Consider the following 12,353-nt stretch of genomic DNA (forward strand, 5'->3'; position numbering starts at 1 on the left):
TCAACCCTTGCTCGCGCCCGCTGTCAGGCCCTCGGTCAGGTACCGCTCGGCCACGGAATACAGGGCGACGATCGGCACGGTCAGCAGGACGCTACCAGCCATGAGAATTGTCTTCGGTACCTCCTGGCCGTCCGACAAGAGATTGAGGCCCAGAGAAACGGTCCACAGATCCTTCTTCGCCGTCAGGAAAAGCAGCGCGAACAGGAACTCGTTCCACGCGATCATGAAAGCGAACAGGGCCGTCGACATCAGCGTCGGCATGCTCAGCGGGATCGTGATCCGCATCAGGACCTGCCAGCGGCCGGCGCCGTCGAGGTGAGCGGCCTCGTCGATGGACTCCGGGATCGACTGCATGTATGAGCGCAGCATGTGGACGCACACGGGCACCGTGAGGGCCACGTAGGCGACGGTCAGTCCGGGGAGGCTCGAACCGAGTCCGAGCACCTGGAAACCGACGAAGATGGGCACCGCGATGATGATCGTCGGGAACATGTAGACCGCGAGGAACAGCGCCGAGATCTGCCGCCGTCCGGCGAAACGCAGCCGGGTCATCGCGTAGGAGGCGGGCACCGCGAGGAGCATGGTCAGAACGGTCGCACCGGATGCCACGAACGCGGAGTTGCGCATGAACCTGGCGAAGCCAAATCCCCCCTCGTCCTCGGGTGCGAGCACTCGGCGGTAGGTCTCGGCACTGATCGCCGTCAGATCGGGAACCAGTTGCAGGGGGTTCCGCAGGAGATCTTCGATACGCACGAAACTCATCATGATCATGTAGTAGAAGGGGAAGACCGCACCGACCACGAGCGCGGCGATCACCACCCACCGCAACAGGCCGAGCCAGCGGAACCGGAACGGAGTCGTACTCACCGCTGCTCCTGTCGTCGGGTGATCCGGGTGTAGACGAGCAGGCCTGCGGCAAGGATGAGCGCCAGGACGACCGCGTTCGCGCTGGCAGCACCGATGTCACCGGAGCCGACGAGCTGTTCGTAGACGCGCACGGCGGCGACCTGCGTACCTGCGGCGCCACCGGTGAGCAGGTAGATGTCGTCGAACTTGTTGAACGTCATCACCAGTCGCAGCAGCGACAGCAAAGCGATCACGGGCAGCATCTGGGGCAGGATGACGTACCAGAGCCTCTGCACCGGCGTGGCGCCGTCGACGACCGCGGCCTCCTCGACCTCACGGCTGAGGCCGGTCAACGCCGCGGCGAAGAACATGAACGCGAAGGGGAAGTACCGCCAGACCTCGAACGCGATCACTGTGGTGAGTGCGAGAGGCGCGCTGCCCAGGAAGTTGACCGGCTCCTCCCAACCGAGGACCCGGGTGCCGATCGCGTTGACCACGCCGTATTGCGGGTCGAGGATGACGGTCCACACGTATGCCGCGGCGACCACCGGTGCGACATAGGGCAGGAGCATGGCGGCGCGAACCGCGCCCCGAGCGGGGAACGCGTCGCGCAGGGCCAGCGCCGCGATGAAGCCGACGACGATCGATCCCGCGGTCGTGGCCACCGTGTAGGTCACGGTGGTGCTGATCGAGGACCAGAAGCCGGGAGCGGTCACCGTATCGATGTAGTTGGCGAGGGTGAGATCGTTGAACAGCCCGTTGCGGGCGACATCGCTGTAGCGGGCCTCCTGGAAGGACAGCAGTACCGTCCACAGGATGGGGACGATGATGATTGCCGTCACGATCAACGTGATCGGAGCGGCCATCGTCAGGCCGTCCCTGTTCTCGATCGTTTGCCGCATCGAGCGGCGGGAGGTGCTGACTCCCGCCGCCGGCGGCGACATCGTCGTGGTCACGAGCCCTCGGCCACCTGGATGACGGCATCCTGCATCTGCTGCTGCGCCGTTGCCACGTCGATCGCCCCGCTGGACAGGTCTGCGAGGGACTTCGCGAACGGCAGCTGCGCGGTCAGCGGTCCCAGCAGGTCACCGTGACCCTGCGGCAGGGCCCAGCGTCCGATGTTCTGGGCGCCGCCGGTGATCTGCTCGATCGATGCGGGCGGGTACACCTCGGAGAGAGGGAGCTTGGTGTCGACCCCTGTCGGAAGGGTGGTCCAGTCGTCGATGTACTCGGTGGCGTTGTCCGCGTTGCCCGGGCGCACGGGGAACTTGCCCTCGGGCGCCATGCCGAACCAGCCGGAATAGCCGTCGCTGAGCATGAACTCCACGAAGTCAGCGGCGTCGTCGGCCGGAGCGCTGGAGGAGATCACCCAGGAGGTGATCTCACCGTATGAGGCGGCGTCCGAGCTGGCGTCCGGGCCGGTGACCAGAGGGACGATCCCGGTGTTGGCCGCAAGCCAACCCTGGTCGGAGCACTCTTCGCAGCTCGGCGCGGCGTCGTCGCGAAGCCCCGCGAGTTCGTCGAGCAGGAAGGTGGACCAGATGGTCATCGCCGCCTGACCCGAGAAGTAGGCGGCACGGGTCGACTCCACGGTCTGCGTCCCGGCCGGCGAGAAGTCCTGGCTGAGCGCCGCGTAGAGCTCGACCGCCCGGGTGCACTCGGGGCTGTCCAGGGTGGCGTTGCCGTCGTCGTCGATCATCTGGCAGTTGTTGCCCAGGGCCAGGGACTCGAAGGTCTGCTGGGTGAACGGATTCGACGCGTCGCCGGCCAGGGAGATGCCGTACGAGCCGTCGCCGGTCAGGGTCTCGGCGGCGTCAAGCAGCGCGTCGTACGTGTCCGGAGCCTCCAGACCGGCTTGGTCGAACAGGTCCGTGCGGTAGACGAGAATCTGGCTCCAGGCGTCGCTGGGCACGCTGAGCTGTTCCCCGTCCTGACTGGTCAGAGCGAGCGCCGAGGTGTTCCAGGTGTCCGGGCCGAGCTCGTTCACCACGGCCTGGGCCGCGTCATGGTTGAGGTACTCGTCCCCGTCGAACGAGCGCACGAGGCCGAGGGAGACCGACCCCACGACGTCCGGCAGCTCGCCGGCGAGTGCGGCAGCAGACATCAGCTGGGGCACCTGGTCCTCCTGGACGGGCACCAGCTCGACATCGATGCCGGTCCGAGCGGTGTACTGCTCGATGACTGCTTCGGTCGCTGCGACGCGATCCGGCTGGACCTCCAGGCTCCAGACCAGGAGTGAGCCGTCGGACTCGCGTCCTTCGATCGCTCCGCTGCCGCAAGCGGCAGTGAGGGCGACGGCTCCGGCTGCGGTCGCGGCCAACAGGGCACGACGTTGAGGTGTGGTCACGGGACGCTCTCTTCCTTGAGAAACCTCGACGAGCTTTCGTCGGACATATGTCTATCATGAAGACGGAAGTCTGTTCAATGTTGAGAGAGGGAGTGGCGTGAGCCGCCTGCATCAGACCAATGAAGATCTGCGGACCGAGCTCGAGAGGGGGCTCGAGGGCCTCCGGCCGGCTCTGACACCACTCGCGCGCGTCCTGCATCCGCGCGATGCGGCCCGTGCGCAAGCCGTCGTCGAGGGGATGCATCGGCTCGCCGCGACGTTCAGGGACCGCCTGCCCGAGACACGGCGGCCCGTGGTGGACGAGGCGACCGCCTACCTGATCTGCTACGGCGACTCCATCTGCCGCGACGGGCAACCGCCCTTGGCGACGCTCGCGCAGGAGCTGCGCACGCACGTCGGCGACGCCGTGACCGACGTCCACCTGCTGCCGATCTTCCCGTGGACGTCCGACGACGGGTTCGCCGTGGTCGACTACCGCGAGGTCGACCCGGAGCTCGGCCAGTGGCACGACGTCGCGGAGATCGGTCGCGACTACCAGCTCATGCTCGACTTCGTCGCCAACCACACCTCTGCCTCGAGCCCGTGGTTCACCGGCTGGCTGGCCGGCGACGAGCGGTACCGGGACTACTACCTGGCACCCGGCCCCGAGATCGACACGTCGAAGGTCGTTCGTCCCCGGACGACGCCGCTGCTGCACCCGTTCGAACGACCGGACGGCCATCAGGTTGCCGCCTGGACGACGTTCGGACCCGACCAGGTCGACCTCAACGTCGCGAATCCCGCGACGCTGCTCGAACTGACCGAGATCCTCCTGGAGTACATCGTTGCCGGCGCGACGACGGTCCGCCTCGATGCGATCGGCTACCTCTGGAAGGAGAGCGGCACGGGCTGCATCCACCTGCCGGCGACCCACGCCGTCATCAAGATGTGGCGGGTCGTGGTCGACGCCGTCGCACCCGGGGTACGGCTCCTGACCGAGACCAATGTCCCGCATGCCGAGAACATCACCTATCTTGGCGATGGCTCCGACGAGGCCCACATGGTCTACCAGTTCGCCCTGCCCCCCTTGGTGCTGCACTCCTTCGTCTCGGGCTCGAGCAGGCGCCTGACCGACTGGGCGGCCTCGCTCGAGGACCTGGGCGACGACGCGACATGGTTCAACTTCCTGGCCAGTCATGACGGCATCGGAATGCGTCCGGCGCAGGGAATCCTCTCCCCGCACGAGCAGGAGGCTCTCGCCCGACGGGCGCTGGCACACGGAGGACGCGCCTCCTACGCGACGGGGCCCGGCCCGGAGCGATCGATCTACGAGCTGAACGTCTCCTACCTGGACGCGCTCGTCGATCCGTCCGAGCGGGCCGACGTGGAGCACGTGATCCGGCGAGTGCTCGCCGCGCATGCCATCCTGCTCGGCCTCGCGGGCGTGCCGGCCATCTATTACCACTCGATCTTCGGCTCGACCAGTGATCTCGACGGGCTCGCCGACAGCGGGATCAACCGGCGGATCAACAGGGAACGCCTGGATGCGGACACCCTGGCGGATGAGCTCCGGCACGACCCGCGCCGCCGCGGAATCCTGAACGGCTTGAAGCGTCTGCTCACGATCCGCGCGGGCCAGCCGGCCTTCTCTCCGTTCGCCCAGCAGCGCATCCTCGACCTCGACGAGCGTGTCTTCGCAGTCGAACGGCGATGCGACAGGCAGATCATCCGGGCCGTCGTCAACGTCAGCAGCGAGCCGGTTGACGTCCCCGGGATCTCCGGCTGGGATCTGCTCACCGAGAGCCGGGTCGACGGGCGACTCGGGCCGGACGACGTCGTCTGGGTCGCCGAGACCCTGACAGCGGCACACTGACACCAGGTTCCGGTCGGACCGCACCCTCGCCCGCCGTGGAGGATCCGGCGGCTGCCCGCCTGGATCGCGGTCGCCCCCACCGGCGGACGAGGGTGTCGCGGGGCGACGACGGCCGCCACTTGACCATCCAGCACCCTTCGTGCCACGGTTTCACCGTCGATATCTCTTCATCGATGTAAAGCGCGTCGAGGCGGACGCCGGGACCACCCTCCCCACGCCTCGGCACCGCACCAGGCAGACTTGAGAGGAATCCGTGATGAGGAAGTCACGAATGGCCGGCGGCATCGTCGCCGCCCTGGTACTGGCCGGGACCGCCGCCTGCAGCGCAGGCTCAAGCACCGACGACGACGGCAAGCTCACCTTCATGTTCCGCGGCGGCGAGGACGAGAAGGCCGCCTACCAGGAGGCGATCGACCGCTTCAGCGCGGACACCGGCGTCGAGGTCGAGGTCATCGTGACCGACCCCGACCAGTACGGCACCAAGCTCCAGGCCGCGATCTCCGGCCACAACGTGCCCGACGTCTTCTACATCGAGCAGGCGAGTCTGCAGTCGTACGTGACCTCCGGCATCCTGCTCGACATCACCGACCTCGTCGCCGACTCCGGCATCGACCTGGACAACCTCTGGGAGTACGGCGTCGACTCCTACCGGTACGACGGCAAGCTCCAGGGCACACCCGACGGCGCCCTCTACGGCCTGCCGAAGGACGTCGGCCCGTTCGCCATGGGCTACAACAAGACGATGCTCGAAGCCGAGGGCATCGAGCTCCCCGACCCTGACGAGCCCCTGACGTGGGACGAGTGGCTCGACATCATGAAGCAGGTCACCAAGGACACCGACGGTGACGGCGACATCGACCAGTGGGGCACCGGTCTGAACGTCCAGTGGAACCTCCAGGCCCTTGCCTGGTCCAACGGCGCCGACTGGACGAACGCGGACAAGACCGAGGTCACCGTGGACACCCCGCAGATGGCCGAGGCGCTTCAGTACATCGCGGACATGACCACGGTCGAGGGGGTCACCCCCTCCTCCGAGCAGCAGGCCACGCTCGACACCTACCAGCGCTGGATGGAGGGCGAGCTCGCCTTCTTCCCGGTGGGCCCGTGGGACGTCAGCACCTACAACGAGCTCGACTTCGACTACGACCTGATCCCCTACCCGGCCGGCGCGACCGGTGAGCCCGCCACCTGGGTCGGCTCGCTCGGGATCGGCGTCTCCGCCACGACGGCGATGCCCGAGGAGGCCACCGAGCTGGTCACCTACCTGTCCGCCGACGAGACCGCCCAGGAGACGCTGGTCGACGCCGGCATCCAGGTCCCCAACCTCAGGGACATGGCCGCCGAGTACGCCTCCGGTGAGGGCACCCCGGCCAACCGGCAGGAGTTCCTGGACATCGTCGAGGACTACGGCCGCCCGATGCCCGCCGCGGTGACCTACGGCGCCGCCTGGTACGACGAGATGTGGACCAACATCCAGCCCGTGCTGGACGGCAAGCAGACGGCGGCGGACTACCTCGCCGAGGTGCAGCCGCGGATGCAGCAGCTCCTCGACGAGTCGAACGTGCAGGCCGAGCAGGCCGCGGCGGCGAACGCGAGCGAGTGATGACGCGTTCGTCGCGGCTGCACCAGGCCGAGCACCGGTGGGCGCTGGCGTTCGTCGCCGCGCCGGTGCTCGGCTACGTGCTCTTCACCGCCTATCCCGTCGGTTTCGCGCTGTACACGTCCATGACCCGGTGGAACGGCCTGGGCGCGATGCGGTTCATCGGCCTGGACAACTACGTGCGCCTGTTCGGGGACCAGTACTTCTGGCAGTCGATGGGCAACACCGTCTTCTACATGATCGGCATCCCGATCGGCCTGGCGCTCTCCCTCGCCCTGGCGATCGGTATGAACCGGGCCATCCCGCTGCGCTCCATGCTGCGCACGGTCTACTACGTGCCCGTGATCTCGTCCCTCGCGGCGATCGCGATCCTCTGGCAGTGGGCCTACAACGGGGACTTCGGGCTGGTGAACCAGTTCCTGGCCTGGTTCGGTATCGACGGCCCCAACTGGCTCGCGAGCACGCTCTGGGCCAAGCCCGCGATCGTCATCATGCTGATCTGGAAGGGCCTCGGGTACTCGATGATCCTGTACCTGGCCGCCATCCAGTCGGTGCCGCGCTCCCTGTACGAGGCGGCAGAGCTCGACGGCGCGAACGGCTGGCAGAAGTTCCGCACCATCACGCTCCCGATGGTCCGCCCGGTGACGTTCTTCCTGGTGGTCACGCAGGTGATCGCCGGGTCGCAGATCTTCACCGAGATCAACATCATGACGCCCGGCGGAGGCCCCGAGTACAGCACCGCGTCGTCCGTGTTCCACATCTGGCGGCAGGCGTTCCGCTACCAGGACATGGGGTACGGCACCGCCATGGCGATCATGCTGGGCGTCCTCATCCTGATCATCACGCTGGTGCAGTTCCGCCTGAACCAGCGCAACAGCTTCGTGCTCGACTGAGAACCCGGAGAAACCATGACTGAGGAATCGGCCACCTCCTCGGCGTCGTCGACCACGACCGGCACGACGCCGGGACGGGGCGGGACGGCGCCGGACACGGCGGAACGCACACCGCCCCGAGCTGGAACGACACCGGACAAGACCGGGACTCCGGCCGGAACGGCACCGGCGACAGCTGGAACGACACCGGACGGCGCCGGGAACGGCGCAGCGGGAACCGCACCGGGCGCGCCCCCGCCGGGCGGCGGGCCGGTGCGCACCGGCCGGCGGCCCGCGGCACGGCGGCTGGGGCGCAGGGCCCAGGGCCGTATCGCGGACTGGCTCGTCCTCGCCGTCCTCGCCGTCGGCGGGATCGCGATGGTCGCGCCGCTGGTGTGGATGTTCTCCACCTCGCTGAAGACCAAGACCGAGGTGTTCGCGCTGCCACCCGTCTGGATTCCCGAGATCCCGCAGTGGGACACCTACGTGCGGATGTGGGAGAACTCGAACATCCTGACGGGCTTCCAGAACAGCTTCGTCGTCGCCGCGTCGGTCACGGTGCTCGGCACGATCACGTGCTCGCTGGCGGCGTTCGCCCTGGCCAAGATGCGCCTGCCCGGCAGGAACGCGATCTTCGTCGGCCTGCTGACCGGCGTCATGATCCCGTTCCCGACCCTGATGATCCCGCAGTTCGTGATGTTCTCGCGGATCGGCTGGGTGGACACGCTGCTGCCGCTGATCGTGCCCGCGGTCTTCGGCAACGTCATCGTGATCTTCTTCCTGAAGCAGTACCTGGAGAACGTGCCCAACTCGATCATCGAGGCCGCGAAGATCGACGGTGCCAGCTACTGGCAGATCTTCTGGCGGCTGATCTTCCCGATCATCCGCCCCGCGGTATCGGCCCAGTTCATCCTCTGGTTCATGATGGTCTGGAACGACTACCTCGCCCCGATCCTGTACCTGAACACCCCCGAGCGGCAGACCCTCCAGGTGGTGATCGCGAACATGAACGTCCAGTACGCGACCCAGCGCGACTACCCGCTGATCATGGCGGCGTCCTTCGTGGCGCTCCTGCCGATCCTGGCCGTGTTCCTGATCTTCCAGCGGCAGATCATCGAGTCGGTCGCCCTGACGGGAACGAAGGGCTGACATGGCCACCCACCGCGCCCCCGAGGACCGCGCCCAGAAAGGTCCGCGCGAGCGCGAGGGCGCCCGGTCGGGGGCAGCGGGGGACGGCAGGGGGCGCGAGACGACGGACGGGCCCGGATGGCGGGCCGACGACGTTCCCGGGTGGGCCGGGAGCGTCATGGCCGTGCTGCGTTTCCTCACCCGACTGGTCGAGGTGAACCTGCTGGTGCTGGCCGGGACCCTGGCCGGGGGCGTGCTCCTCGGACTCGGGCCGGCGCTCAAGGCAGGGTCCGCGGCCCTGCACGACCCCGACCTCGCGATGGAGCCCTGGCGCGGGTTCTGGCGCGAGTGGCGTTCCCGCTGGGGCCGGTCGAACCTGCTGTTCGCGCCGTTCTGGCCGCTGGGGGCGCTGCTGTGGGCGGACGCGGTGGCCGTCGGGCAGGCATCCGGCCCGGTCCACGCGGCCACGCTGGCCGGCCTCACGATCGTGTCCGCCTGGACCGCCGTCGTGCTGACCTGGTGGCCGCGCGTCGTGCTCAGGTACGACGACGCGGCCCCGGCCGTCTGGCGCCACCTGCTCCTGACACCGCTGATGGCTCCGGGCGTGGCTCTGGCCGCCCTGGTCACCCTGGCCGCGACCGTCGCGGCGGTCCTGGGTGTGCCACCGGTGGCGCTCGTCGCGGGAGCCTCGTTCCCGCTCTGGGCCACCGGCAGACTCGTCGACAGCAGGTCGGCGCCCGGTGTCACACCGCCGCGGGCTCCCCCTGCGGCTCGACGCGCTCGACGCCGCCCTCCTGGACGGCCACGACCGTTTCCGCGCCGCTCGTCGGAGCGTCGCCCGTGGACTCGCGTCCGATGATGCGGGAATCGGGCACGACGCGGCGGAACGGGCCGGCGTCGGCGTCGGCGATCCGCGCCACGAGGAGCCCCACCGCGGTCTGTGCGATCTGCTCGCGGCCCGGGTCCACCGAGGACAGCGTAGGCGCGGAGTAGCGCGCGTCGTCGATGTCGTCGAACCCGATCACGGCGACGTCGCCCGGCACGTCCAGCCCCCGCGCATGCAGCGCGTGCAGCGCACCCAGCGCCAGGGCATCGTTCAGCGCGAAGACCCCGTCGATCTCGACGCCCTCGTCGAGCAGCCGGCCCATGGCCTCCGCACCCGTGGAGCGGTGCCAGAGCCCCGCCTCGGCGACGAGCGCCGGATCATAGGGCAGCCCGGCCTCCTCCAGCCCCTGGCGGTAGCCCGTGGTGCGCAGCGCGGCAGAGCCCACGTGCTCGCCCTCGTGCCCGCCGATCAGGGCGATCCGCTTCCGCCCCGACGACGCCAGGTGCAGAGTGGCGGCCTGCGCCGCGGCCACGTTGTTCATCGTGACATGGTCCGCGGGCGCCCCGAAGACGCGTTCGCCGAGCACGACGAGCGGGAAGTCGACGTCGAACAGCGCCAGGTCCTCGGGCCCGAGTTCGAGCGGCGAGAAGATCAGCCCGTCGGTCATGTTCCGGCGCTTGCCGGTCAGGACGTCCACCTCGCGGCTCCGGCCCGCGCTGGTCTGCTCGATGAGGACGGTGAGCCCGCGGGCGTCGGCGGCCTGGATCACGGAGTCGGCGAGTTCGGCGAAGTACGGCAGCGACAGCTCGGGAACCGCGAGGGTGATCATGTCGGTGCGCCGCGTGCGCAGGCTGCGCGCCGTCTCGTTGATCCGGTAGCCGAGGTGGTCGATGGCCTCCTCGACACGCTCACGCGTCGCGGGGCGGATGTGCGGGTAGCCGTTGACCACGTTGGACACGGTCTTGATCGAGACACCGGCCCGCGCGGCAACGTCCTGCATGGTCACAGCCACGAAAACTCCTTCCGCCACCGACCTCTGCGCCGGCCACCGCCCAACAGCGTATGCCACGCCGCCCGCCGGGACGCCCGCCCGCGGCCCCGGCCGCCGAAGTCACCCCGTACCAGAACGAGCGGACGCACCATGGGAACGTTCACATGATGCGTAGGGTTGTCCCCGCCCCGCCGGACCGCTTTCCGGCGGTGGTCGCGGACCGAGGGCCCCGGGCGCGCACCGGAGTGCGCGGCACACCTTCCGTCCGCTAGCCTACAACGTTGTAAAGCACGCGCGAAGGAGCCCTGCATGTCTGACCTCGCACTCGACGCCGTCGTCGACCTCGACGTCCCCGGCGCACGCATCGACCGCCATCTCTACGGCCAGTTCGCCGAGCATCTCGGGCGCTGCGTCTACGAGGGCTTCTGGGTCGGCGAGGACTCGCCGGTCCCGAACGAGGGCGGCATCCGGCTCGACGTCGTCGAGGCACTGCGTGAGCTCAGGATCCCGAACCTGCGGTGGCCGGGCGGCTGCTTCGCGGACTCGTACCACTGGCGCGACGGCGTCGGCCCCCGCTCGGAGCGGCCGCGGATCGCGAACGTGCACTGGGGCGACGTCGTCGAGGACAACGCGTTCGGCACGCACGAGTTCCTCGCCCTGTGCGAGCTGCTCGGCACCCAGCCGTACGTCTCGGCGAACGTCGGCTCGGGAACGGTGCAGGAGACCGCCGACTGGGTCGAGTACCTTACCCGCGACGACGACGCCCCGATGGCCCGCCTGCGCCGTGAGCACGGGCGGGACGAGCCATGGCCCGTGACGTTCTTCGGCCTCGGCAACGAGCCGTGGGGCTGCGGCGGGAACCTGCGCGCCGACCAGTACGCCTCGCTCGCGCGGCTGCACTCGACGTACGCCCGCGACCTGTCGGGCAACAGGCTCCAGCGCGTGGCGGCAGGCGCGAGCGACGACGACTACGCCTGGACCGAGACCCTGATGAAGCAGGTCAGCAAGGGCCTGGGCGACGAGGACCCGGCGCCGCTGTTCCAGGCGGTGTCCTTCCACTACTACACGATCCCCGGCACGTGGGGGGCCAAGGGGTCCGCCACCGACTTCACGCAGGACGCGTACTGGACCACGATCCGCAAGGCGCACCGCGTGCGCGACCTGATCCGCGGACACTCCGCCGTGATGGACGCCTACGACCCGAACGCCAGGGTGGCGCTCGCCCTCGACGAGTGGGGCACCTGGTTCGACGTCGAGCCCGGCACGGAGCCCGGCTTCCTGTACCAGCAGAACACGATGCGCGACGCGCTGGTCGCGGCCGTGCACTTCGACGCCTTCCACGACAACGCCCGCCGGCTGCGCCTCGCGAACGTCGCGCAGGTGGTGAACGTGCTCCAGTCGATGGTCCTCACGGACGGGTCGCGGATGCTCCGGACGCCCACGTTCCACGCGTTCGCGATGTCGGTGGGCCACCAGGACGCCTCGGCCCTGACGGTGCACGACGTCGCGGCGCGCAGCACCCGCGGCGTCGACGGCACCGACCTGCCGACCGTGTCGACGTCGGCCTCGGTCAAGGACGGCGCCGTGCTGGTCTCGCTGACGAACCTGGACCCGGCCACGCCGGCGCGGGTGCGCGTCGCGCTGCGCGGCGGCACGGTCGCCCTCGACACCGCGACGGTCCTCGCGGCCCCCGAGGGTTCAGGGTCCGACGACGCCGTCCGGGTGCACAACACCTTCGACGCCCCGGACGCGATCGCTCCGAGAGAGCTCACCACGGTCTCCCTCACGACGACGGACGCCCAGAACACCCTGACGGCCACCCTCCCCCCGGCATCGTTCGCGACGATCCGCCTCTGTCTCTTATACACATCTGACGCTGCCGACGATAAGG

The 12,353-nt window shown here is 68.9% G+C and carries 10 protein-coding genes; 6 read left to right on the forward strand and 4 right to left on the reverse strand.

The window, feature by feature from the left end; translation table 11 throughout:
* Genes HGK34_RS14655 through HGK34_RS14665 form a run of 3 tightly spaced genes read right to left on the reverse strand, consistent with a single transcriptional unit; the run spans position 1 to position 3,193 of the window.
* Positions 1-867, reverse strand: a complete 867-nt coding sequence (locus HGK34_RS14655) for a carbohydrate ABC transporter permease (protein ID WP_307815971.1) — start codon at positions 865-867, stop codon at positions 1-3.
* The gene (locus HGK34_RS14660; protein ID WP_307815972.1) at positions 864-1,802 is read right to left on the reverse strand and encodes a carbohydrate ABC transporter permease; all 939 of its coding nucleotides are present in this window, start codon (positions 1,800-1,802) and stop codon (positions 864-866) included. Before HGK34_RS14660 ends, HGK34_RS14655 begins: the two co-directional genes overlap by 4 nt.
* Positions 1,799-3,193, reverse strand: a complete 1,395-nt coding sequence (locus tag HGK34_RS14665; RefSeq protein WP_201848675.1) for an ABC transporter substrate-binding protein — start codon at positions 3,191-3,193, stop codon at positions 1,799-1,801. The genes HGK34_RS14660 and HGK34_RS14665 overlap by 4 nt, the downstream gene beginning before the upstream one ends.
* Before the next feature lie 97 nt (positions 3,194-3,290).
* On the opposite strand from HGK34_RS14665, the gene HGK34_RS14670 reads away from it, so the two are divergent.
* The 5 genes from HGK34_RS14670 to HGK34_RS14690 all read left to right on the forward strand — a co-directional run bounded on the left by HGK34_RS14670 (position 3,291) and on the right by HGK34_RS14690 (position 9,504).
* Positions 3,291-5,045 carry an alpha-amylase family glycosyl hydrolase gene (locus tag HGK34_RS14670; protein ID WP_307815973.1) on the forward strand — a complete coding sequence of 585 codons (1,755 nt, stop codon included), beginning with the start codon at positions 3,291-3,293 and terminating at the stop codon, positions 5,043-5,045.
* A 256-nt stretch (positions 5,046-5,301) separates the two neighbouring features.
* On the forward strand, positions 5,302-6,648 hold the full coding sequence (locus HGK34_RS14675; RefSeq protein ID WP_201848677.1) for an ABC transporter substrate-binding protein: 1,347 nt from the start codon (positions 5,302-5,304) through the stop codon (positions 6,646-6,648).
* Entirely contained in the window at positions 6,648-7,538 is an 891-nt protein-coding gene (locus tag HGK34_RS14680) for a carbohydrate ABC transporter permease (RefSeq protein WP_201848679.1), read from the forward strand. Before HGK34_RS14675 ends, HGK34_RS14680 begins: the two co-directional genes overlap by 1 nt.
* Before the next feature lie 15 nt (positions 7,539-7,553).
* Positions 7,554-8,666, forward strand: a complete 1,113-nt coding sequence (locus tag HGK34_RS14685) for a carbohydrate ABC transporter permease (protein ID WP_244666766.1) — start codon at positions 7,554-7,556, stop codon at positions 8,664-8,666.
* 1 nt (position 8,667) lies between these two features.
* Complete coding sequence (locus HGK34_RS14690; protein ID WP_201848681.1) at positions 8,668-9,504, forward strand: DUF624 domain-containing protein; 837 nt, start codon at positions 8,668-8,670, stop codon at positions 9,502-9,504.
* On the opposite strand, the gene HGK34_RS14695 is transcribed toward HGK34_RS14690, so the two are convergent.
* Positions 9,389-10,483, reverse strand: a complete 1,095-nt coding sequence (locus tag HGK34_RS14695) for a LacI family DNA-binding transcriptional regulator (protein ID WP_307815974.1) — start codon at positions 10,481-10,483, stop codon at positions 9,389-9,391. The genes HGK34_RS14690 and HGK34_RS14695 overlap by 116 nt on opposite strands.
* A gap of 288 nt (positions 10,484-10,771) precedes the next feature.
* Here HGK34_RS14695 and HGK34_RS14700 point away from each other — a divergent pair.
* The coding region (locus HGK34_RS14700) for an alpha-N-arabinofuranosidase (protein WP_201848683.1) at positions 10,772-12,353 on the forward strand (1,582 nt) is incomplete at its 3' end.

Origin of the sequence: Myceligenerans indicum (assembly GCF_016742955.1) — a bacterium.
In the GTDB taxonomy this organism is placed as follows: Bacteria; Actinomycetota; Actinomycetes; order Actinomycetales; family Cellulomonadaceae; genus Myceligenerans; species Myceligenerans indicum.

Excerpts from the sequence above, each read along its gene's own strand:
- HGK34_RS14675 (WP_201848677.1), top strand. The coding sequence starts at position 5,302 with ATGAGGAAGTCACGAATGGCCGGCGGCATCGTCGCCGCCCTGGTACTG.
- HGK34_RS14680 (WP_201848679.1), top strand. The coding sequence starts at position 6,648 with ATGACGCGTTCGTCGCGGCTGCACCAGGCCGAGCACCGGTGGGCGCTG.
- HGK34_RS14685 (WP_244666766.1), top strand. The coding sequence starts at position 7,554 with ATGACTGAGGAATCGGCCACCTCCTCGGCGTCGTCGACCACGACCGGC.
- HGK34_RS14690 (WP_201848681.1), top strand. The coding sequence starts at position 8,668 with ATGGCCACCCACCGCGCCCCCGAGGACCGCGCCCAGAAAGGTCCGCGC.